At 71.7% G+C, this 20,881-nt stretch carries 20 protein-coding genes; 11 read left to right on the forward strand and 9 right to left on the reverse strand.

Features of this window, described 5'->3' with window-relative positions; genetic code table 11:
• Positions 1-642, reverse strand: a complete 642-nt coding sequence (locus Aau02nite_RS03490; RefSeq protein ID WP_212986833.1) for a response regulator transcription factor — start codon at positions 640-642, stop codon at positions 1-3.
• Positions 630-2,612: a sensor histidine kinase gene (locus tag Aau02nite_RS03495; RefSeq protein WP_212986834.1), complete on the reverse strand. Its 1,983-nt coding sequence runs from the start codon at positions 2,610-2,612 to the stop codon at positions 630-632. Before Aau02nite_RS03495 ends, Aau02nite_RS03490 begins: the two co-directional genes overlap by 13 nt.
• 136 nt (positions 2,613-2,748) lie before the next feature.
• Here Aau02nite_RS03495 and Aau02nite_RS03500 point away from each other — a divergent pair, with 136 nt between their 5' ends.
• Entirely contained in the window at positions 2,749-3,114 is a 366-nt protein-coding gene (locus Aau02nite_RS03500; RefSeq protein ID WP_212986835.1) for a hypothetical protein, read from the forward strand.
• Positions 3,115-3,118: 4 nt separating this feature from the next.
• Here Aau02nite_RS03500 and Aau02nite_RS03505 read toward each other — a convergent pair whose 3' ends face one another.
• A complete protein-coding gene (locus Aau02nite_RS03505; RefSeq protein WP_212986836.1) occupies positions 3,119-4,354 on the reverse strand; it encodes a low temperature requirement protein A in 1,236 nt (411 codons plus the stop codon).
• A gap of 131 nt (positions 4,355-4,485) precedes the next feature.
• Between Aau02nite_RS03505 and Aau02nite_RS03510 the strand changes: the two genes are divergently transcribed.
• From Aau02nite_RS03510 to Aau02nite_RS03530, 5 genes are read left to right on the forward strand one after another with little or no spacing between them, the layout of a single operon-like run.
• Positions 4,486-5,346 (forward strand): S1C family serine protease, encoded by an 861-nt coding sequence (locus Aau02nite_RS03510; RefSeq protein WP_212986837.1) that lies wholly within the window; start codon positions 4,486-4,488, stop codon positions 5,344-5,346.
• Positions 5,347-5,377: 31 nt separating this feature from the next.
• A complete protein-coding gene (locus Aau02nite_RS03515) occupies positions 5,378-6,406 on the forward strand; it encodes an AAA family ATPase (RefSeq protein WP_212986838.1) in 1,029 nt (342 codons plus the stop codon).
• A 3-nt stretch (positions 6,407-6,409) separates the two neighbouring features.
• Complete coding sequence (locus tag Aau02nite_RS03520; RefSeq protein ID WP_212986839.1) at positions 6,410-7,294, forward strand: DUF58 domain-containing protein; 885 nt, start codon at positions 6,410-6,412, stop codon at positions 7,292-7,294.
• On the forward strand, positions 7,291-8,265 hold the full coding sequence (locus Aau02nite_RS03525; protein ID WP_212986840.1) for a vWA domain-containing protein: 975 nt from the start codon (positions 7,291-7,293) through the stop codon (positions 8,263-8,265). The genes Aau02nite_RS03520 and Aau02nite_RS03525 overlap by 4 nt, the downstream gene beginning before the upstream one ends.
• Entirely contained in the window at positions 8,265-9,335 is a 1,071-nt protein-coding gene (locus Aau02nite_RS03530; RefSeq protein ID WP_212986841.1) for a VWA domain-containing protein, read from the forward strand. Before Aau02nite_RS03525 ends, Aau02nite_RS03530 begins: the two co-directional genes overlap by 1 nt.
• On the opposite strand, the gene Aau02nite_RS03535 is transcribed toward Aau02nite_RS03530, so the two are convergent.
• Together Aau02nite_RS03535 and Aau02nite_RS03540 are read right to left on the reverse strand one after the other, a co-directional pair.
• Positions 9,332-10,567, reverse strand: coding sequence for a L,D-transpeptidase (locus Aau02nite_RS03535; protein WP_212986842.1), 1,236 nt, complete (start codon positions 10,565-10,567; stop codon positions 9,332-9,334). The genes Aau02nite_RS03530 and Aau02nite_RS03535 overlap by 4 nt on opposite strands.
• A gap of 218 nt (positions 10,568-10,785) precedes the next feature.
• The gene (locus tag Aau02nite_RS03540) at positions 10,786-11,556 is read right to left on the reverse strand and encodes a phosphotransferase (protein WP_212986843.1); all 771 of its coding nucleotides are present in this window, start codon (positions 11,554-11,556) and stop codon (positions 10,786-10,788) included.
• Positions 11,557-11,669: 113 nt separating this feature from the next.
• On the opposite strand from Aau02nite_RS03540, the gene Aau02nite_RS03545 reads away from it, so the two are divergent.
• Positions 11,670-12,176 carry a DUF3455 domain-containing protein gene (locus Aau02nite_RS03545; RefSeq protein ID WP_212986844.1) on the forward strand — a complete coding sequence of 169 codons (507 nt, stop codon included), beginning with the start codon at positions 11,670-11,672 and terminating at the stop codon, positions 12,174-12,176.
• Positions 12,177-12,616: 440 nt separating this feature from the next.
• On the opposite strand, the gene Aau02nite_RS03550 is transcribed toward Aau02nite_RS03545, so the two are convergent.
• Genes Aau02nite_RS03550 through Aau02nite_RS03560 form a run of 3 tightly spaced genes read right to left on the reverse strand, consistent with a single transcriptional unit; the run spans position 12,617 to position 16,073 of the window.
• A complete protein-coding gene (locus tag Aau02nite_RS03550; RefSeq protein WP_212986845.1) occupies positions 12,617-14,146 on the reverse strand; it encodes an AMP-binding protein in 1,530 nt (509 codons plus the stop codon).
• 8 nt (positions 14,147-14,154) lie between these two features.
• Positions 14,155-15,267 (reverse strand): DUF5938 domain-containing protein, encoded by a 1,113-nt coding sequence (locus Aau02nite_RS03555; protein ID WP_246594863.1) that lies wholly within the window; start codon positions 15,265-15,267, stop codon positions 14,155-14,157.
• Positions 15,268-15,269: 2 nt separating this feature from the next.
• Complete coding sequence (locus Aau02nite_RS03560) at positions 15,270-16,073, reverse strand: SDR family NAD(P)-dependent oxidoreductase (protein ID WP_212986847.1); 804 nt, start codon at positions 16,071-16,073, stop codon at positions 15,270-15,272.
• Between the two features lie 180 nt (positions 16,074-16,253).
• On the opposite strand from Aau02nite_RS03560, the gene Aau02nite_RS03565 reads away from it, so the two are divergent.
• Positions 16,254-16,925, forward strand: coding sequence for a TetR/AcrR family transcriptional regulator (locus Aau02nite_RS03565; RefSeq protein WP_246594864.1), 672 nt, complete (start codon positions 16,254-16,256; stop codon positions 16,923-16,925).
• 56 nt (positions 16,926-16,981) lie between these two features.
• Here the strand turns inward: Aau02nite_RS03565 and Aau02nite_RS03570 are convergent, their stop codons facing one another.
• Entirely contained in the window at positions 16,982-18,193 is a 1,212-nt protein-coding gene (locus Aau02nite_RS03570; RefSeq protein WP_212986848.1) for a cytochrome P450 family protein, read from the reverse strand.
• 148 nt (positions 18,194-18,341) lie between these two features.
• On the opposite strand from Aau02nite_RS03570, the gene Aau02nite_RS03575 reads away from it, so the two are divergent.
• The 3 genes from Aau02nite_RS03575 to Aau02nite_RS03585 are packed head-to-tail and all read left to right on the forward strand — an operon-like array spanning position 18,342 to position 20,802.
• Positions 18,342-19,481, forward strand: a complete 1,140-nt coding sequence (locus Aau02nite_RS03575; RefSeq protein ID WP_246594865.1) for a zinc-dependent alcohol dehydrogenase — start codon at positions 18,342-18,344, stop codon at positions 19,479-19,481.
• Positions 19,482-19,497: 16 nt separating this feature from the next.
• Entirely contained in the window at positions 19,498-20,064 is a 567-nt protein-coding gene (locus Aau02nite_RS03580; RefSeq protein ID WP_212986850.1) for a hypothetical protein, read from the forward strand.
• A 36-nt stretch (positions 20,065-20,100) separates the two neighbouring features.
• Positions 20,101-20,802, forward strand: coding sequence for a hypothetical protein (locus tag Aau02nite_RS03585; protein ID WP_212986851.1), 702 nt, complete (start codon positions 20,101-20,103; stop codon positions 20,800-20,802).
• Positions 20,803-20,881 lie beyond the last annotated feature (79 nt).

The raw sequence follows: 20,881 nt of genomic DNA on the forward strand, positions 1-20,881 counted from the left end.
TCAGGCGCGGTTGAGGAAGACCAGCACCGCCTGGACGCGGCGGTGGTTCTCCTCGTCGGCGGCCAGACCGAGTTTGGCCATGATGGAACCGATGTGGGTCTCCACGGTGCGTTCGGTGAGCCACAGCCGGCGGGCGATGCCGACGTTGGTGCGTCCCTCCGCCATCGCGGCCAGCACCTCACGCTCGCGGGGCGTGAGGGCGGCCAGCGGATCGCCGGCGCCGCGCCCGGCGAGCAGCCGGGTCACCACCTCCGGATCCAGCGCCGACCCGCCCGCCGCGACCCGGCGCAGCGCGTCCAGGAAGTCGTCCACGTCCAGCACCCGGTCCTTGAGCAGGTAGCCGAAGCCGCCGCTGCTGACCAGCTCGACGGAGTGCCGGGTCTCGACGTGCTGGGACAGCAGCACGATCCCGGTCCGCGGATGCCCGGCCCGGACCGTGCGGGCGGCCCGGGCGCCGTCGTCGGTGTGGTCCGGTGGCATCCGGATGTCGATGACCGCGAGGTCCGGCTCGGTGGCGTCCACGGCGGCCACCAGCGAGGGCGCGTCGGCGGCCTTGGCCACGACGTCGTGGCCGCTGTCGATCAGCAGGCTGGCCAGCCCTTCCCGGAACAGCGCGGAATCCTCGCCGATCACGATCCGCACGGCAGCACCGCCTCCACCACAGTGCCGTTGCCCAGCGGGCTCGTCAGCCGCAGACCGCCACCGGCGGCGGCCACCCGGTCGGACAACCCGGCCAGCCCGGCCCCGGCCCGCAGGATCGCGCCGCCCGGGCCGTCGTCGTGCACCCGTACGGTCAGCGCGTCCGCCTCCAGGGTCAGCCGCAGGCCGATGCTGGCCGCGCGGGCGTGCCGCATCGCGTTGACAACCGCCTCGCTGGCCACGTAGTAGGCGGTGGTCGCCACGACGTCGGGCAGGGTGTCGTTGCGCAGCTCCGGCTGCACGTCCAGGGTGATCGGCACGGGCACCCGGCCGACCAGCATGGTCAGGGCGTTGACCAGGCCGTCGTCCAGGCTGCTGGGACGCAGGCCGTGGGCGATGCGGCGCAGCTCGGCGACGGCGGTGCCGAGCTCCGCCACCGCGGTGTCGAGCAGGCCGGTGACGTCGGTGCCGCCGTCGTCCAGATGGCGCTGACCCACGCGCAGGGCCATGCCCAGTGCCACCAGCCGCTGCTGGGCGCCGTCGTGCAGGTCCCGCTCGAGGCGGCGGCGCTCCTCGTACGAGACCGTGAGCAGGCGGGCCCGGCTGGACTCGACGTCGCGCAGTGCCCCGGAGAGCTCGATCCGGAGCCGGACCACCTCCACCAGCAGGGCGCAGGCCGTGGCGATCTCCCGGGTCAGCTCCCGCGAGCCGCGCCGGTGGATGAGTTCGCCGATGTCCGTACCGCCGAGCACCACCGGGGTGCCGGAGCCCCGCAGGGGTTCGCCGCGGGCGTCGACCAGTCCGGGCGTACCCGGCAGCCGGTAGCCGATGCGCAGGTCCGGATCCCGCAGGGCGACCCGCAGCTCGGCCTCGAGCTGCTCGGGCTGCGCCGTGCCGTCGTGGGTGCGCCGGCGCAGGTCCTCGATCGCCGTCAGCGCCGCCCGCCGCACCGGGTAGAGCCGCCGGTCCACCTGCCGTTGCAGCCGGGACCGCAGTGGCGCGAGGGCGACGGCGCACACGGCGGTGGCCGCGGCCGCGGCCACCGCCGACTCCCGGCCCAGGGCGACCCCGGCCAGGAACGTCGCGGCGGTGTAGAAGGCGATCAGCGCGGTCGTGACGATGCCGTACGTGACGGTGGCGCTCAACGCCCGGTCCACGTCGTAGAGATCGTGGCGCAGCACCGCGATCGCCGTGGCCGCCGGGATGGCGACGTAGGTGGCCGCCAGCCCGAGCAGCACCAGGTCCGGGCCGTCCAGGAACAGGTAGCTGACCCAGCACAGCACCAGGGTGGCCGGGATGAACAGGGCTCCCAGCGCGAACCACTTGATCTGGGCCCGGCGTACCGGATCGGTCTCGCGGCGGTGGCGCGTCACCACCGACACGGCGGTGGCGACCAGCAAACCGAGGAAGACCGGCAGCAACGCCAGGGCCGCGACCATCAGCACCGGCTCGAGACCGCCGGCGCGCAGCACGTGCGGCAGGCCGGTGAAGGGCGCCGGGAACGGCGCCGGGTCGAACGCCACCAGCACGGTGAAGGCGACGGGTACGGCGATCAGCCCGATCCCCACCCACCGCCACCGGCGGCCGGGCACCCGGCCGTCCGGGAAGGTCAGGGCGAGCAGGGCGGGCGGCACGTAGAGGAACATCCAGTCGCCGGCGTGCAGCGCGACGAGCAGCGCCGAGACCGGGACCACGTCCGGGCGCTGCGCCACCGCCTCGACGTAGACGTCACTGGCGGCGACCCCGATCGGCAGCAGCCCCACCCAGGCGAGCAGGGCACCCACGATGTTGTCCGGCCGGCGGACCGCCACCACCACACCGAGGCCCACCGAGAGCAGGCCGAGGACCGTCGCGACGATGAGGTACGCCAGGTCGCCGGGATCGCCGCTCAGGTGGGCGAACACCGCGCCGGCCGCGGCCACGACGACGGCGACGCCGGCGATGCCGTACGCGATGAGCGGTCTGACCTGCATGTCCTCACCGTAGGGCCGGGAGGGCGGCAACGGATACGTGCCAGCACGGAGATACGACCGGCGGCAGCACGGATCCGGCGCGGCGCGGCCCGGCCGGAGACTGCCGGCATCGCATTCCGCACACTCGGAGGACACCATGCACCGTTCGAAAGGCTTCATCACCGGACTCGTCATCGCCGGCCTGCTCGGCCTGGGCGAGATCATCACCCTGCTGGCCGGCAACGGCGAGACCCCGCCGGTGGAGGTCGCCGCCGTCGGGGCCGCACTCGGCCTGATCACCGTCGTCGCTCTGTATCCCGCCTGGCGGGGCAGCCGCGGCGCGATCACCGCGATCATCGTGACCCGGCTGCTGTCCGCCGTGACCGCGCTGCCGGCCTTCTTCGTCGACGACGTGCCCGGCGTCGCGGTGGCCGCCGCCGCGGTCGGCGTCGTGGCGGCCCTGGCCGCGGTGGCGCTGCTCGCCACCCGACTGCGACGTCCCGCGACCGTGCCGGCGACCTGACCCGTCACACCTTGGCGGTGCGGACCTCACCGGAACGGTGCAGCAGGAAACCGGTGAGCACGCCCGCCACGGTGAGCGCCGCGAACAGGCCGACGGTGACGACGGGGGAGAGATCGAGCAAAGCGATCAGCAGGGCCAGCGGTACGCCGGCACCGGGCCAGATCACGGCCCCGCGGATCCGCTGGCCCAGCTGGCCCTGCATCACCGCCGCGCTGAACAGGTAGCCGGCGGTGGCGATGCCCAGCACCCACCTCGTGCCGGCGGTGAGGTGGTCGTCGGCCCCGTGCAGCACCGCGTGTTCGAGCCCGACCGCCACCGCCGCCAGGGAGACCGCGAGCGGCAGGTGCACGTACACGTAGAAGTCGTGCACGCCGTGCTTGGTCGCGTGGTCGCCCTCGGCGGCCAGCCGTCGCTTCGCCGCACCGCCGGACAGGTCGAAGTAGATCCACCACAGCGCCACCGCCACCACGAACGCCGCCGCCGCCGTGACCACCACGGCCGGCTTCCACTCGCCGTCGTGCAGACCGGTCACCACCCCGGCCACGGACTCGCCGAGCACCAGGATCACGAAGAGCCCGAACCGTTCCGGCAGGTGCTGAAGGTGCAGCGGGACGGCGTCCTTCAACCGGGCCGCGGCGGTCGGCCACACCAGGTCCGCGAGCACGCCGACGCCCCACAGCACGTACCGCGCGGGGGCCGGCACCGCCAGCGAGACCAGCCAGATCGCCGCGCCGAGCCCGTGTCCCATCAGGTACAGCCGGGCCGTCGAGCGGGCTTCGGGCACGTGCCGCCAGGCCCGTACGTATCCGGCGATCAACGCCAGGCGGATGATGACGTAGCCGATGACGAACCAGCGACCGGTGGGCTCGTCGAGCTTGTCGACCGAGGCGGCCATCGCCACCACGCCCGCCATGGCGGTGAGGGTGATCAGCCGGAACACCGCGTCGTCGGTGTCGAACCGGTTGGCGTAGAGGGTGGTGCTGGCCCACGCCCACCAGCCGATGGTGAGCACCGCGGCGAACACCGCGGCACCGGACCATGTCTCGTTCTTGGCCAGCAGGTCGGCGCAGCGGGCCACGAACAGCACGAAGGCCAGATCGAAGAAGAGCTCCAGGCGGGTCGCCGAGCGGTCCGACTCCTGGTTGAGGTCGGGGGGCCGGACAGGATCGACCTGCTCAGCCTCCTCCCCGTCGAGGCGCTGCCGCTCGTCGCTGTCGAGCTGGTCCTCCGCGTGTGTCACTGGGCCTCCTGCGCCGTGTCGCCGTGCGCTCGAACTACCCCCGGACCTGCCCGGTCATACCCGTATGTGCACGGTCGGCACGCTCGGGCGACTCACATGGATCTTTGCGGTGGGCGGCCTAGCCTGGGGTGATGGTCATCGACCTCACGGCCGGCAGCGAACCGCCACGCAGCGGCGGGCGATCCTGGCGCCCGTCCGGGAGCCGCCGGTTGCTGCCGTGGGCGGCGATCGCGGCAGCGCTGGCGCTCACCGCCGCACTCTTCTTCCGCTGGGGTTCCGCCGGCGACCCGGCCCCGGTCGCCGCGCCGCCCGCGCCCTCGGCCTCGGCCACCGCTCTGAGCATCCCGCAGGTCTACGAGACGCTGCTGCCGTCGGTGGTGTTCATCCAGGCCACCGGGGGTTCCTCCACCGTCGCCCGCGGCGTCGAGGGTGGCACCGCCACCGCCGAGGCCGCCACCGGGACCGGGGTGGTCGTCAATGCGGACGGCACGGTGCTCACCGCGCTGCACGTCGTCGAGGGCGCCACGGCCATCCAGGTGACGTTCGCCGACGGCACCCGCTCGGCGGCCAAGGTCGCCACCACCGAGGCCGCCAGCGACATCGCGACCCTGACCGTGAGCAAGCTGCCCGCCGTGGTCGTGCCGGCCGTGCTCGGCGGTGCGGGGCTGGGCGTGGGCGACCCCGTGGTCGCCGTGGGCAACCAGCTCGGCCTGCGCAACAGCACCACCGCCGGGGTGGTCTCCGGCCTCGACCGCTCGGTGGGCCGCGGCCGCACCGCCGACCTGACCGGGCTCATCCAGTTCGACGCGGCGGTCAACCCGGGCAGCTCCGGCGGACCGCTGATCAACACCCGGGGCGAGGTGGTCGGCGTCATCGTCGCGCTGGCCAACCCGACCGACGCCGGCACGTTCATCGGGGTCGGTTTCGCCGTGCCGATCGGCACGGCCCTCGGCGGCGACGGCCCCGGCGACGGACCAGCACTACCGCTCTGACCACGACCACCGATTTCCCGAGGACGGTTCCATGAATGCACCGGTAAGCGGCCAGGACTGGACCGACGGCGCCCGCCGGTCCCCGGGCAGCTCCCCGGCCGGACCGGTGGAGCAGGTGCTCTACGAGGTCAAGAAGGTCATCGTCGGGCAGGACGTCCTGATCGAACGGCTGCTGGTCGCGCTGCTGGCCCGCGGGCACATCCTGGTCGAGGGCGTGCCCGGGCTGGCCAAGACGCTGGCGGTCAAGTCGCTGGCCGAGGCGATCGGCGGGCAGTTCCACCGGGTGCAGTTCACCCCCGACCTGGTGCCCGCCGACATCCTCGGCACCCGGATCTACCACCAGCCGAGCGGCGAGTTCCAGGTCTCGCTCGGTCCGGTGTTCACCAACCTGCTGCTGGCCGACGAGATCAACCGGGCCCCGGCCAAGGTGCAGAGTGCCCTGCTGGAGGTGATGCAGGAGCAGCAGGTCACGATCGGCCGCGAGACTTACCGGGTGCCGCTGCCGTTCCTGGTGATGGCCACGCAGAACCCGATCGAGTCCGAGGGCACCTATCCGCTGCCCGAGGCCCAGGTCGACCGGTTCATGATGAAGGTGGTCGTGGGCTACCCCAGCGCCACCGAGGAGTTCGTCGTCGTCGAGCGGGCGATCGGCACGGCCGCGGCCATCGTGCGGATCATCGACCCCGACACGCTGGTGGCCATGCAGCGCGACGTCGACCGGGTCTACATCGACCCGTCCCTGATCGAGTACGCGGTCGGCCTGGCCCACGCCAGCCGCGAGCCCGGCACGGTGGGCCTAGCCGACCTGTCCCGGTACGTCACCTTCGGCGCCAGTCCGCGCGCCTCGATCAGCCTGGTGCTCGCCGCCCGGGCCCTGGCCTTCATCCGCGGCCGGGACTACGTCGTCCCCCAGGACCTGACCGACCTGGCCCTCGACGTGCTGCGGCACCGGCTCGTGCTGTCCTACGAGGCGCTCTCCGACGACGTGACGGCCGACGCCGTCCTGCAGAAGATCCTGGCGGCGCTGCCGGTCCCGGATCCCGCCGGCCGGGGCCGCTGAGCGATGAGCACCGCCACCGACCGGTTGCTGCGCCGCCTGGAATGGCAGGTGGTGCGCCGCCTCGACGGGCGGCTGCAGGGCGCGTACCGCACGTTGTGGCACGGCGCCGGCACCGACTTCACCGACCTGCGCACCTACACCCCCGAGGACGACGTCCGGCACATCGACTGGAACGTCACCGCGCGCCTGGACGAGCCGTTCGTGCGGCAGTATTCCGAGGACCGCGAGATGACCGCCTGGCTGGTGCTGGACCGCTCGGCGTCGATGCGCTTCGGCGCCGCCGGGCACGGCAAGGACTCCGTCGCCGCCGAGCTGGTGGTCGCGCTGGCCCGGCTGCTGACGCAGGGCGGCAACCGGATCGGCGCCATCCTGTACGACAACCGGGCGCACCAGGTGATACCCCCGCGCACCGGGCGCAACCAGATCCTGCGGCTCGCGCACGAACTGACGCGGCCGCAGCCCGCCGCGGGCCCCGGCACGACGACGGACCTCGCCGCGATGCTCCGGCTGGCCGCCGCCACCACGGCGAAGCGGCGCAGCCTGGTCTTCGTGGTCTCGGACTTCATCGGCGACCCGGGCTGGGACCGGGCGCTCGGCATGCTCACCCACCGGCACGAGGTGGTGGCGGTGCGGATCGTCGACCCGGCCGAGCTCGACCTGCCCGACGTGGGGCTGGTCCTGGTGGAGGACGCCGAGACCGGTGAGCAGCTGCTCGTCGACTCCAGCGACCCGCTGCTGCGGCGCCGGCTGGCCGAGCAGGTCGACGCTCACGAGCAGGCGGTGACCGACGGCATGCGCCGGGCCGGGGTCCGCCCGCACCGCATCACCACCGACCAGGACCTGCTGCGGGCACTGGTCGGCCTCGTCCTGCAGTCGGGACGGCGGTGACCGTGCGCTATCCGATCATGCTGGTGGTGGCCCTGCTGGTCACGGCGGCGGCTGTCGCGGCGTACGTCGTCCTGCAACGGCGCCGCACCGCCGCCCTGGCCGCGTTCGGGCTCGGCGGTCCGGGCGGTTCACGCCGGGCGGCCGTACGCCGGCACCTGCCGTACGCGTTGCTGCTCGCGGCCCTGCCGTTGCTGCTCGGCGGGCTGGCCCGCCCGCAGGTCACCATCGACGTGCCGCGCGTCTCGGGCACGGTCGTGCTGGTCTTCGACATCTCCAACAGCATGGCGGCCACGGACGTGGCACCGAGCCGGCTGGCCGCCGCGCAGGCGGCGGCGACCGGTCTCGTCGAGGAGCAACCCGACACCGTGGACATCGGCGTGGTCGTCTTCGGCGACCAGGCGCTGACCACGCAGGCGCCCACCGACGACCACGCGGCGGCGCTGGCCGCGATCAACCGGCTGACCGCCACCGGCGGCACGTCGCTGGCGCAGGCGGTCCTGGCCGCGCTGACCACGATCACCGGCAGGCCGGTGGCCCTGCCGCAGGACGGCGCCGCGCCACCGCAGCTGGGCTACTGGGGGTCGGCCGGCATCGTGGTCTTCTCCGACGGTGAGGACACCGGCGATCCCGCGCAGGCCGAGGCGGCCGCGGACCTGGCCGCCGCGGCCGGGGTACGCATCCAGACCGTCGGCGTCGGCACCCCGGGCGGCGCCACCGTCGAGGTCGAGGGCTACCAGCTCGCCACCGCCCTCAACGAGCAGGTGCTGCGTGGCCTGGCCGACGCCACCGGCGGCACCTACCTGACCGCGGGGGACTCCGGGGCGCTGGCCGCCTCGACCCGGTCGATCGACCTCAAGCTGACCAGCCGCGAGGAGCCGGTCGAGCTCACCGGGCCAGTCGCCGGGCTCGCCCTGCTGTTGCTCGCGGCCGGGGCGCTGCTGATGATCCGCTGGCACGGAAGGATCGTCTGATGTCGCTCAGCTGGCCGTGGGCGCTGGCCGCCCTGCTCGTTGTCCCGGTGTTGCTGCTGGCCCGCTGGTGGGCCAACAAGCGACGCAAGCGCGCGGCCTTGCGGGTGTCGAGCGTCGCGCTGATCCGCGCGGCTCTGCCCGGCCGGTCGCAGTGGCGGCGGCGGATCCCGGTGATCCTCTTCCTGACCGGCCTGCTGGCCCTGGCCGGCGCCCTGACCCGCCCGCAGGCGTCGCTGGCGGTGCCGTCGACCGAGAGCACGATCATGCTGGCCATCGACGTGTCCGGCTCGATGTGCGCCACCGACGTCGCCCCGAACAGGCTCACCGCGGCGACCGCGGCGGCCCGGAAGTTCGTCGAGGACCAGGACGGCCGGACCCCGATCGGACTGGTCGCCTTCTCCGGCATCGCGGCCCTGCTGGTGCCGCCGACCACCGATCAGCAGGCCCTGCTGAAGGCCATCGACTCCCTGACCACAGGCCGCGGCACGGCCATCGGCCAGGCGATTCTGACCTCGATCGACGCGGTCGCCGAGATCAACCCGGACGTGCCCGCCACGGGCGTCGACCTGGGCGACGGTCCGCCGGCCACCGCGGCCACCGACTACGAGCCGGACACCATCGTGGTGCTCACCGACGGCGCCAACACCCGCGGCGTCGACCCCGTGACGGCGGCCGAGCAGGCCGCGGACCGGCGGCTGCGGGTCTTCACCATCGGTTTCGGCACCACCCGGCCGAGCCAGATGGTCTGCACCCCGGAGCAGATCGGCAGCGGCTCCCCGATGCGCGGCGACCCGCAGGGCTTCGGCGGCGGCGGCGGGCGCAACCCGCAGATCGACGAGGAGGCGCTGACCCGGGTGGCCGACCTCACCGGCGGCCGCTACTTCCAGGCCGAGGACGCCGAGCAGCTCAGCGACGTGCTCGGTGACCTGCCGGGCGAGATCGGCCTGCGCCGCGAGGACGTCGAGATCACGGCCTGGTTCGTGCTCGCCGGCACGCTGCTGGTTTTCGCCGGGCTGGGGCTGTCGCTGTGGTGGAACCGGGGACCTTCAGCGACGGCCCGTCCCCGCTAGCTGCCGTACCGGTCGAACGGGACGGTCCAGTCGCCCAGGCCGTTCCAGATCGGGAGCTCACGCGGGGTGTTCTTGACGTCGACGATGTCGCCGACCAGGAAGTTGTTGTAGACCCACTTGGCGTCGGCCGTGCTGAGGTTGATGCACCCGTGCGAGAGGTTGGCCCGGCCCAGCGAGTTGTTCCACGGCGCGGCGTGCAGGTATTCGCCGGAGTAGCTGATCCGGGTGCAGAACTGAATGTTCTCCGTCACGTAGTAGTTCGGGTCCTTGGGGTCGGTGACGCCGTAGCTCGCCGAGCTCATGGTGTGCCGGCGCTTCTTGCCCAGCACCACGTGCGGTCCGCCCGCGGTCCAGTAGCTGATGCGCTCGCCGTTCGCGCCGGTCGTGCCGCCGCCCTTGCCGAGGCTGCTCTTCATCGTCCGGACCAGCTTGCCGTCGATGTAGACCTTCGTCAGGTGGGTCCGGTTGTCACTGACGGCGATCAGCTGCCGGCCGATCCGGAAGTTGGTCGACACGTTCTTCGCCCCGTACGTCGTCTTGCCGAGCTTGACGCCGAACATGCCGACGCTCACCTTGACCGTGGTGCCGGCGGCCCAGTACTTCGCCGGCCGCCAGTGCACGGTCTTGTCGTCCTTCCAGTAGAACTTGCCCTTCACCGCGGGCAGCGTCTTGATCTCGATGGCCTTCTCCGCGGCCTTCTTGTTGACCGCGCGGCTGAACGCGACGATCACCGGCTGCCCGGCGCCGTACGTCCTGCCCTCCTTGAGGGCGAGCATGCCGTTGGCCTGGAAGGTGACCCGGGCGATGTTCTCGGGCTTCAGCGTGGTGAAGGTGGTTTCCTCGGTGGTGGTCTTGCCCGCGCTGTCGGCGGCCGTGACGGTCACCTTGTACTTCTTGCCGTACGCCAGATCGTCGGTGGACCGCCAGGTCCCGTCGTCCTGCATCGCGCCGTCGATCTTGGCCTTGCCCGCGGTGACGGTGACCGACTGGAGTTTGCCGTCCGCGGCGCTGACGACGATCGGCTTCACCGGCGACACCCCGGTGTCCCCGTCGGCCGGCGTCACGCTCATCCGGACGGGCGCGGCGACCACCTGGTCGACGTTCGCCGCCGGCTCGACCCAGCCCGTGGCGTCGTCCGCCTGGCCGGACGAGGAGCACCCGGCCGCGGCGGCAGTCGTGGCAGCCGCGGCTATGCCCACCGCGCCGATGATCACCTTACGTCGCTGAATCATGACTCTCACATTCGAGGGAAACCAACCGGCGCCATCCAGGCCCTGCCACCTAGACGGGAGCGGGGTCCGGAACGTTGCATCCGTCTTCGAAAGGAGATCATCCTGACAGATCTCGATCCCGGCCGGTAGGCCGCACCGGTCGGCCGGTCCGTGGTAACCGGCGGCAAGCTCCAAACTGGAGCTCACGGTGGCTTCTGGCCCACTCTGGGTGACTCCGGTTATTGGCGCGGGAAGTCGGCGAGCTCTCGGACGGCGCTGTCCAGGGCCCGGTCGACACCTTGATCGATCATGCGCTGGAACGCGGGATCGCCGGCCGCGGCGGTGCGCCGGATGCCCCGGGCGGACGCGTCGACCCGTTGACGCACGATGTCGAGGAACTCTCCGAGGGGGCCCTCCCACCCGTACGTGTCGAGGAACTGCCGGAGCCGGCGGGGCCGCTCGGCGAACGCGGTGAACCCTTCGGCCGCCACCACATGCCGGGCGTGCAGAGGCACCCAGGCGAAGGCGGTGAAGGCCAGATCCCACTCGGGCGCGGCCGGCGCGGCGAAGTCCCAGTCGAAGAAACCCGTCAACGTTCCGTCCGCCCAGACGGCGTTGTAGGGCGCGGCGTCGTTGTGCCCGATGATCATTCCGGGCTGCCAGCTCCCGCCCTCACGCCAGACGGCATCATCCGCCGGCGTGAAACTCGCGACGGCACTGTGCAGCTCACGAACCCAGCCGGCCACCTGGTGCAGCGCACGGTCGCTGTGCACCCAGGCCGGCCACGGCCGGGCGTCTCCCACGACTTCGCCGGGCAGGAACGACAGGATCTCCCGCCCCTGCTCGTCGAAGCCGAGCGCCCGCGGTGCGCCGTCGAAGCCGGCAGCCTCCAGATGCCGCAGCACGGCGTGCACCGACGGCGTCCAATGCCCGGCAGTGCGCCGGACCGTGTCACCCACCCGGACCGCTCCACCGGTGTTGCCGCCGGTGAGCCGCTGTTCCGTACTCATGCCTTCATTGTGACCGTCTCCCGCCGACGCTCGTCGGAGCGCGCCCGGGCAACGATGGGTGTCTCTGCGGGCAAGCGCTGATCGATCACCGTCACGGGCGCGTAGTCAACGTCATGCGCTCGCTCAAGAGAAAATTCGCCGTCGCCGCAGCCGCCGTTGTGGCGGTGGGCGTTTCCGCGGTCACCTACCAGGCTTCCGCCGCCGAGGCTCCGTCCCTGCAGCCGCCGGCCGGCCTGAAGATCATCGGCCAGTTCGTGGTCGGCACCGGCACCCAGACCTACACCTGTACGGGTGGCAAGTTCGCCGGCTCGTCGGTCCCCGAGGCCACCCTGTTCGACGGCGCCAACCGCAAGATCCACCACTTCGGCGGCCCGACCTGGCAGTCCGAGTCGGACGGCTCCCTGATCACCGCCGGCCCGGTAGCGAACTCACCCGTACCCGGCGCCATCCCCGAACTCCTGCTCGAGGTGAAGACCCGCTCCGGCCAGGGCTTCCTCACCACCGTGACCCACATCCAGCGCATGAACACCTTCGGCGGCGTGGCCCCCGCCACCCCCTGCACCGACGGCCAGAAAACCAGCGTCCCCTACAACGCCAACTACATCCTCTGGGGCAACTGACCACCCCAGCGCACCCACCGAACCACGCCCCGCGATCAGCATGCCGATCACGACAACGGTCGCCGATCCGCGGCGCGCGAGTAACAAGGAACGGGCTGTGCCGACACGCCACACCGCGGCAACCCGCCTGCCCCCGGCCACCGCCCGCGTGAAAGCAAGCACCGCAACCGGCGAGGTGCGTCCGCAAGACCCACCACCAAGGCCGGCCTGCCCGACGAAATCCCTCACCGCGCCCACAGCGCGGCAGCCGGACCACCCACCGCAAGGGGACCACCCACCAGGCAGAAGCACCCAGCAGCGGGCAACCAAAAACCTGCCGCAAGAAAAAACCATGCAAGGTCGGGGGCCGGGGGTGACCAAGAACGGCATAAAGACGCCCCACCAGCCGTCTTGGTCACCCCCGGCCCCCGACCGTCCACCGCAACCAAAGAAACAAACCACTAACCAGAACAAAGCCGATCCCGAATCTCCCCCTTGAGAATCTTCCCGACCCGAGACCGAGGCAACTCAGCCCACACAAAGATCTCCTTAGGAGCCTTCACCCCACCAACCCGCTCCCGAACAAACGCACTGACGGCCGCGAGATCAACCGACTCCCCGGGAACGGGCTGGACCACGGCAGTAACCCGCTCACCCCACTTCTCATCAGGCACCCCGATAACCGCCGCCTCGTAAACCGAAGGATGATGCATCAACGCCTGCTCCACCTCAGCGGAATAGACGTTGTACCCACCCGTGATGATCATGTCCTTGGCCCGGTCCACGATGAACAGGTAATTGTCCTCGTCGAGATAGCCGATATCACCCGTGTGGTGCCAGCCGTACGCGCTCGCCTCAGCGGTCGCCGCGGGGTTCTTGTAGTACCCGCGCATCACCAGCGACCCCCGGACCACGATCTCCCCGCGTTCACCGGCCGGCAGAAGGGTGCCCGTACCGTCCATGATGGCCACCGTGACCAGCGGGGACGGGTGACCGGCGGAGCCCAGCCGGTCCACCGCCGGGCTGCCGTCGGGCCGCAGGTGCTCGGCCGGCGCCATCGTCGAGATCATCATCGGCGCCTCGGACTGGCCGAAGAGCTGCCCCATGACCGGTCCGAACACCTCGATCGCCTCGGTCAGCCGGGCCGTCGACATCGGCGCCGCCCCGTACCAGAAGCATTGCAGGCTGCTCACGTCGGTGGTGTGCACGTCGGGGTGGGCCAGGGCCAGGTAGATGACGGTCGGTGGCAGGAACGTGTGGGTCACCCGCTGCGCCTCGATCAGGTGCAGGAACTCGCCGACGTCGGGGCGGGCCATGATCACGATGCGGCCGCCGAGGGCCATGACCGGGAAGCACAGTACGCCCGCCGCGTGGGTGAGCGGGGCCAGCGCCAGGTAGGTGGGGCGGCCGGTGAACGGGTAGCTCATCAGCGTGATGGCCGACATCGCTTCGAGGTTGCGGTCGGTGAGCATCACGCCTTTCGGCGTGCCGGTGGTGCCGCCGGTGCCGACCAGCATCACCGTGTCGGGGTGCTCCGGGGCGGGCAGGGCCGCCGGGGGACCGGCGGTCCACTCGGCGAAGGTCACGCCCAGGGGAGTGGGGCCGTCGAGGCAGACGTAGACGCGGACCTGGGGGAGCAGCGGCGCGATCGTCTCGACCAGCGGGGCGTACGCCGCCTGGAAGATCAGGCAGGTGCAGTCGAAGAGGTCGAGCAGCGCCCGGTTCTCCGCGGCCTCGTTGCGCGGGTTGACCGGGCACCACACCGCCCCCAGCCGGGAGATGCCGAAGACCGCCGAGAACGCCACCGGGTCGTTGCCGGACAGGATGGCCACGGAATCGCCGGCGCGCACCCCGCTGCGGTGCAGCGCGCCGGCGACCCGGTGGCTCAGCTCCTGGACCTCGGCGTAGCTCATCGTCCGGGTCCCGGCGACCAGGCACGGCTCGCCGGGGCCGAGCGAGGCCCCCTTGTCCAGGTAGTCGACCAGAGCCATCGCCGGGCTCAGCGCGCGACGGTGACGACGGGTTCGAGCACCAGTCCGAACGTCCGCAGCACGCCGAGCAGCTCGCGGTGGCCGCACGCCTGGCAGGCCGAGGCCAGCCCGGTGCGCCGGGGCGCCTGCTGGACCAGCGACTGCGCGGCCCACGCCTGCAGCAACCCGGTCTGCTTGTAATTGGAGTTGCCGTGGATGACGCAGTGCGCCCGGCCCAGCGGCCCGGAGGCGTACACGGAGTCGACCGAGGTGTTGAGCCGCGGGTTCTCCCGCGGCGGCATGCCGGTCTGCCACTGCTCGGCGATCGCGGCCAGGGCGGGACCCTGCTGCTCGGCCGGCAGGGTCTTGATCTCGGCCTGCACCATCATGGTGGTGGCGGCGACGGCCTCCATGACGTCGCGGTTCATGACGCCGCCGACCGCCCGGCAGGTCGAGACCCGCGGGTCGTCGGCGAACCAGACCGGGTGGCACATGCCGCCCCAGGGCAGCGCCAGCGAGGTGGCGTGCCGGCCCGGCACGGTGACCTCGAAACGGGCCGTCGGGTCCCACTGCACGTACTTGTTCTCGGCCAGGTGGAACCAGTCGGCGGCCAGGATCGCGAAGATGGTCTCGGTCGAGGCGATCGTGGGCGCGCCCTCCCACAGCACCAGGATGTCCAGCGTGTCCATCCCGGGATGTTCCAGGCACAGGTTCGCGGCGATCTCCCCGGTCGTGTACATCTGCGCGACCCCGGGGGAGATCAGCAGGCCGGCGGCGGCGTACGCCGCGCCCCATTTGCGCTTGGCGTGCAGCAGCCAGTCCTGCTCGCCGGTGGTGTCCAGGTAATGGCAGCCCGCGGCCAGCGCCGCCTCGGCCACCGGGTCGCCGAGCGTGATGAACGGGCCGACGGTGTTGCACACGACGCTCGCGCCGCGGAACAGCTCGGTGAGGGCGCCGGTCTCGTGCTCGACCTCCATCACCTCGTAGTCGGCGGTCTCGATGCCGGGGACCCGGTCCAGCACCTCGCGGAGCCGGTCCTTGTCGCGGCCGGCGGCGATGAACGGCAGGTTGAGCTCGCGCAGGTACTCGCAGATGAGCCGTCCGGTGTAGCCGGAGGCGCCGTAGACCACGACGGGACGCATGGTCACATCCCCATTCCGCCGTCGACCGGCACGCCGGCGCCGGTGATGAACCGGGCGGCGTCGGAGGCGAGGAAGACCACCACGTCGCCCATCTCGCGGGCCTCGCCGAGCCGGCCCATCGGGGTCTGGTCGACGACCGCGGCGATCGCGTGGTCGGTGCTGGCGAACAGTCCGATCGCGGTCACGTCGACGGCCAGCTTCACGCCCATCTCGGTCGGGACCAGACCGGGATAGATGCAGTTCACCCGTACGCCGTAACCGAGCTTGCCGGACTCCATGGCCGCCACCCGGGTCAGCCGGTCGACGGCCGACTTGGAGGCGGAGTAGCCGGCGATGCCGGGGAAGGCGATGGTCGCCGCGACCGACGAGACGTTGACGATCGAGCCGCCGCGGCCGGCCGCTCCGCCGGGGCGCATGCTGCGGAAGGCGTGCTTGATGCCCAGGGCCGTGCCGACCACGTTGACCTCGAGCATCCGGGACAGCTCGGCCGGGTCGAAGTCGGCCAGCAGTGCGGTGACCTCGACGCCGGCGTTGTTGACCAGGATGTCGAAGCCGCCGAACCCGGCCACCGTCGTGGCGGCCGCCGCCTCCCAGGACGCCTCGTCGGTGATGTCCAGCCGGGTGAACGCCGCCGTCGCGCCGGTCTTGGCGATCAGCTCGGCGGTCTCGCGCCCGAGGTCCTCCAGGACGTCGCCGATCATGACCGCCGCACCGGCCTCGGCCAGGGACTGGGCGATGGCTGCCCCGAAGCCCCGGGCCCCGCCGGTCACGAGCGCCCGCTTACCGCTCAGATCGATTGAGGTCATGCCTGCCTCCGCTTGTGGTCACGTCGCTGTGCACCGCGGCTCGTGATGCAGGTCACAACGTACGAAAGAATCTGGACAGGTGTCAAGAATTCCTTGGACACCTGTCCAAGATTTCGATGCTGGCGTATCGTCCGTGGTCAACGGCTCGCACGAGCGGCCCCGGGCAGGGAGGATGGGCAGGTGACCAATGCGCTGAACGTGGACCGCACGGCCGATGTGCCGGTCCCGCCCGGGCCCGCCAAGGCGGACCGGGTCTCGCGGCGCCAGGTCGACAAGTTCGCCCAGCGGCGCGACCAGCTGGCCGCGGCGGCCCTGCAGACGCTGGCCGAGCTCGGGTACGCGCGCACCAGCCTGCGCGAGATCGCCCAGAACACGGACTTCTCGCACGGCGTCCTGCACTACTACTTCGCCGACAAGGTGGATCTGATCATCCACTGCGTCAAGCACTACAAGGCGATCTGCGTGCAGCGCTACGACGAGATCCTGGCCGCCTCGGACACCGCGGACGCGCTGGCCGAGGGCTTCGCCGCGGGGCTGGCGCGCACTGCCGGCGAGGACGCCACCCTGCACCGGCTCTGGTACGACATGCGCTCGCAGTCGATGTTCGAGCCGGCGTTCCGCGCCGACGTGCTGGAGATCGACGACAGCCTGCAGCGGATGATCTGGCGGGTGGTGACCGGGTACGCCGAGCTCAGCGGCCGGGCGCTCACCGTCGCCCCGGCCACGGCGTACGCGATGTTCGACGGCCTCTTCCAGCACGCGCTGCTGCGTCACCTGTCCGGCGCCCCGGATGCCCTGGACACCCTGCGGGCCGAGTCGCTGACGCTGTTGCCCCGCCTGACCCGGGACTGAACCGCCCACCCCGGCGGGTGGTGAAGCAGAGCACCGTCAGACTTCGCACCCGCGGATCATGCCGGAGCGGCCGGGCCCGGCACGACCGGCAGGCTCTGCAGCCCCCGGATCAGGACGCCGGGGCGCCAGGTCAGCTCGTGCGCCGGCACCGCCAGGCGCAGCCCGGGGAAGCGCGCCAGCAGCTTGCCGAAGGCGATCTGGGCCTCCAGCCGGGCCAGTGGCGCCCCGAGGCAGTAGTGGATGCCGTGGCCGAAGGCGAGGTGCGGATTCTGGGCGCGGTCCAGGCGCAGCTCGCCGGGGTCCGGGAACCGCGCGTCGTCGCGGTCGGCCGCGAGCAGCGCCACCAGCACCGGATCGCCCGCCTGGACGGTGGTGCCGCCGATCTCCAGGTCCTCGGTGGCCACGCGGAAGGTGGCGGTCTCGACCGGCCCCTCGAAGCGCAGGAACTCCTCGATCGCGCCCGGCAGCAGTGCCGGCTCGGCCCGCAGCCGGTCCCACCGCTCACGCTGGTCGAGCAGCAGCCAGGCGCCGTTGCCGATGAGGTTGACCGTGGTCTCGTGGCCGGCGATGAGCAGCAGGAAGACCATCGAGGACAGCTCGTCCTCGGAGAGCCGGTCCTGCTCGTCGCGGACGCCGATCAGGCCGGACAGCAGGTCGTCACCGGGGTGCGCGCGCCGTTCGGCGATCAGCTGCCGGATGTAGGTGACCATCGCCTGCAGCGCGCCGGGCAGCTGCTCGCGGTTCGCGGAGCCGGCCACGATGGTGTTCGACCAGGTGCGGAACGAGTCCCGGTCGGCCGCCGGCACCCCGAGCAGCTCGCAGATGACCTGGATCGGCAACGGGAAGGCGAAGGCGTCGATCAGGTCGACCCGGTCGCGGCCGGCCATCGCCGCCAGCAGGTCGTCGGTGATCTCCTCGATCCGCGGGCGCAACGCCTCGATGCGCCGGGCGGTGAAGGCCCCCGAGACCAGGCGGCGCAACCGGGTGTGGTCCGGCGGATCGGCCGCGAGCATGTGCCGGGACACGGCGGCGCCGATCGGCGGGGGCAGGGCGTTGTCGGTGGCCTGACCGACCGGCAGCGCCTTGGACAGCCGCGGGTCGGTGAGGGCCTGCCGGGCGTCGTCGTACCGGGTCACCAGCCAGGCGGTCACTCCGCTGGGGAGCCGGACCCGGCGCACCGGGGTGGTCGCGCGCCACTGGGCGTACATCGGGTGGGGATCGGCCTGGAACGCGGGGTCGGCGTAGTCCTCCCGGACGTCCTGGGTCATCGCGCCGCTCCGTCCTATCGGCAATCGTCTATGCAAGATACCGCGCCGGCCGGTCCGGGCGGTGCCCGTCGGCGGCCCGCTCCGGGGCGGGGCGTTTACCCCCGAAGGCTCCGGGTAGCCGTGGCCCGGGAGGTACAAGATGCGAGCAATGGTCTATCGCGGTCCATACCGGGTCAGGGTCGAGGAGAAGGACCGCCCGGTGATCGAGCATCCCAACGATGCGATCGTGCGGGTCACCCGGGCCGCGATCTGCGGCTCCGACCTGCACCTCTACCACGGGATGATGCCCGACACCCGGGTCGGTTCGACCTTCGGGCACGAGTTCATCGGCGTCGTCGACGAGGTGGGCTCCTCGGTGCGCAACCTCAAGCCCGGGGACCGGGTCATGGTCCCCTTCAACGTCTTCTGCGGCACGTGCTTCTTCTGCGCCCGCGGCCTGTACGCCAACTGCCACAACGTGAACCCCAACGCCACCGCGGTCGGCGGGATCTACGGCTACTCGCACACCACCGGCGGCTACGACGGTGGCCAGTCGGAGTTCGTGCGCGTGCCCTTCGCCGACGTCGGGCCGAGCCTCATCCCGGACTGGATGGACGAGGACGACGCGGTGCTGCTGACCGACGCCACCGCCACCGGCTACTTCGGCGCCCAGCTGGGTGACATCGTCGAGGGTGACGTGGTGGTGGTCTTCGGGGCCGGCCCGGTGGGGCTGATCGCGGCCAAGTCGGCGTGGCTGATGGGCGCCGGCCGGGTGATCGTCATCGACCACCTGGAGTACCGGCTGGAGAAGGCGCGGACCTTCGCGCACGCCGAGACGTACAACTTCACCGAGTACGACGACATCATCGTGCACATGAAGAAGATCACCGACCACCTGGGCGCCGACGTGGCGATCGACGCCGTGGGCGCGGAGGCGGACGGCAACTTCCTGCAGCACGTGACGACCACCAAGCTCAAGCTGCAGGGCGGTTCCCCGATCGCGCTGAACTGGGCGATCGACTCGGTGCGCAAGGGCGGGACCATCTCGGTGATGGGGGCCTACGGGCCGATGTTCAGCGCGATCAAATTCGGTGACGCCATGAACAAGGGGCTCACCCTGCGGATGAACCAGTGCCCGGTGAAGCGGCAGTGGCCCCGGCTGTTCGAGCACGTGAAGAACGGCTACCTCAAGCCCAGTGACATCGTCACGCACCGGATCCCGCTGGAGCACATCGCCGAGGGCTACCACATCTTCTCGGCGAAGCTCGACAACTGCATCAAGCCGATCATCATCCCGAACCCCGTCTGAGCCCCAGGAGGCAGCAATGCCCTACACACCGGAAAAGCCGAAGCTGGCCGAGTCGAGCGACCAGCTTCGCGCCCGGATCCCGGGCTGGGGTGTGGATCTGGACCCCAAGGACCGTCCGTCGGTGCCCAGGGAGCAGTTCGATCCGACCTTCAGCGGCGCGCACTGGGAGTTCCCGGAACGCCAGCCCGAGAAGTTCCCGCGGGAACGCTCGATCGAGCACAAGTTCCTCACCCCGGTCTTCGGCACGTCGTGCCCGCCCAAGGGCCTGTCCGGGGTGATCCGCCGATACGCCTACAAGGAGTACAGCGAGGGCCGGGCCGCACACTGGCTGCTCCTGCTGGCCGCCGACCGGGTGGACACCGTGGAGAGCACGCTGCGCTCGTTCGCGAGCCTGCACCCGGACAATCCGATCACCGAGACCGGGGTGCTGAGCGAGTTCAGCCACCACGGCGTCGCGTCGCGGTTCGGCCGCAAGCGCGCCGACGTCAGGCACCAGTGGATCGACCCGATCATCGTCGGGGCGCCGTGGGTGCTGGGCGGCGTACTGGCGTACCGGCTCGTGAAGCGGGTGGCCGGCCGCTAGGACCGCGTTCGCGCAGGTCGGCTACCGTGGGCGGCCATGTCCGAGCAGCCACCCCCCGCCTGGATCCACTGGCCGATCCGGGTCCTTGCCGTGGTCTTCGTCCTGCCGTTCCGGCTGCTGTGGGAGCTGGTCCGGCTGACCGGCCGGTTCCTGGCCCGCTACGTCGGCCGGCCTCTGGCCCGGCTGTGGCACTACGCGGTGGCGGTGCCGGCCGCGTTCCTGTGGCGCTACCTGGTCGCGGTGCCCGCCGCCTTCCTGTGGCGCTACCTGGTCGCCGTCCCGGCGGGCTGGCTGTGGCAGCGGGCACTGCGGCCGGCGCTGGAGTGGCTGGCGCGGTGGTTGATCGTCGTTCCGGCGCAGTGGCTGTGGCGGCACCGGCGGCAGCTGCTGCTGCCCTTCGCGCTGGTGCTGCACTACCTGCTCGTCGTGCCGGTCGTCTGGCTCTGGACCGTGACCGCGCCGGTGTGGCGGGGGGCGTGGTGGGTGCTGGCCGGACTGGGCCGGGGCATCGCCGCGGTCCTGGACGCCGGGTGGCGCGGGGCCGGCTGGCTGCTGCGCCGGCTCTACCGCTGGGTGCTGCGGCCGGCCGGGCTGGCGATCGCCTGGTGCTGGCGGTGGACCGTCGTGCCGGTGTGGCGCGCGGTCGCCGCCGCCGGGCGGTGGGTGCACGCGTCAATCCTGCACCCGGCAGCCGAAGCGGCCCGGGCTTTTCTCGTCGGGGTGGGCATGCGCCGCTGACCCGGCCGGCGTTGACACGACGGAAACCTGCGGGCAATCTGTGTTAACGCTCACATAGATTGTCACCGATGGAAGCAGG

Source organism: Actinoplanes auranticolor (assembly GCF_018332655.1).
In the GTDB taxonomy this organism is placed as follows: domain Bacteria; phylum Actinomycetota; class Actinomycetes; order Mycobacteriales; family Micromonosporaceae; genus Actinoplanes; species Actinoplanes auranticolor.

What these genes read in the sequence shown, in the direction of transcription:
- Aau02nite_RS03570 (WP_212986848.1), bottom strand. Translation starts at nt 18,193, where the DNA reads ATGACCCAGGACGTCCGGGAGGACTACGCCGACCCCGCGTTCCAGGCC.
- Aau02nite_RS03540 (WP_212986843.1), bottom strand. Translation starts at nt 11,556, where the DNA reads ATGAGTACGGAACAGCGGCTCACCGGCGGCAACACCGGTGGAGCGGTC.
- Aau02nite_RS03500 (WP_212986835.1), top strand. Translation starts at nt 2,749, where the DNA reads ATGCACCGTTCGAAAGGCTTCATCACCGGACTCGTCATCGCCGGCCTG.
- Aau02nite_RS03555 (WP_246594863.1), bottom strand. Translation starts at nt 15,267, where the DNA reads ATGCGTCCCGTCGTGGTCTACGGCGCCTCCGGCTACACCGGACGGCTC.
- Aau02nite_RS03510 (WP_212986837.1), top strand. Translation starts at nt 4,486, where the DNA reads ATGGTCATCGACCTCACGGCCGGCAGCGAACCGCCACGCAGCGGCGGG.
- Aau02nite_RS03580 (WP_212986850.1), top strand. Translation starts at nt 19,498, where the DNA reads ATGCCCTACACACCGGAAAAGCCGAAGCTGGCCGAGTCGAGCGACCAG.
- Aau02nite_RS03495 (WP_212986834.1), bottom strand. Translation starts at nt 2,612, where the DNA reads ATGCAGGTCAGACCGCTCATCGCGTACGGCATCGCCGGCGTCGCCGTC.
- Aau02nite_RS03535 (WP_212986842.1), bottom strand. Translation starts at nt 10,567, where the DNA reads ATGATTCAGCGACGTAAGGTGATCATCGGCGCGGTGGGCATAGCCGCG.
- Aau02nite_RS03545 (WP_212986844.1), top strand. Translation starts at nt 11,670, where the DNA reads ATGCGCTCGCTCAAGAGAAAATTCGCCGTCGCCGCAGCCGCCGTTGTG.
- Aau02nite_RS03520 (WP_212986839.1), top strand. Translation starts at nt 6,410, where the DNA reads ATGAGCACCGCCACCGACCGGTTGCTGCGCCGCCTGGAATGGCAGGTG.
- Aau02nite_RS03575 (WP_246594865.1), top strand. Translation starts at nt 18,342, where the DNA reads ATGGTCTATCGCGGTCCATACCGGGTCAGGGTCGAGGAGAAGGACCGC.
- Aau02nite_RS03515 (WP_212986838.1), top strand. Translation starts at nt 5,378, where the DNA reads ATGAATGCACCGGTAAGCGGCCAGGACTGGACCGACGGCGCCCGCCGG.
- Aau02nite_RS03585 (WP_212986851.1), top strand. Translation starts at nt 20,101, where the DNA reads ATGTCCGAGCAGCCACCCCCCGCCTGGATCCACTGGCCGATCCGGGTC.
- Aau02nite_RS03530 (WP_212986841.1), top strand. Translation starts at nt 8,265, where the DNA reads ATGTCGCTCAGCTGGCCGTGGGCGCTGGCCGCCCTGCTCGTTGTCCCG.
- Aau02nite_RS03550 (WP_212986845.1), bottom strand. Translation starts at nt 14,146, where the DNA reads ATGGCTCTGGTCGACTACCTGGACAAGGGGGCCTCGCTCGGCCCCGGC.
- Aau02nite_RS03560 (WP_212986847.1), bottom strand. Translation starts at nt 16,073, where the DNA reads ATGACCTCAATCGATCTGAGCGGTAAGCGGGCGCTCGTGACCGGCGGG.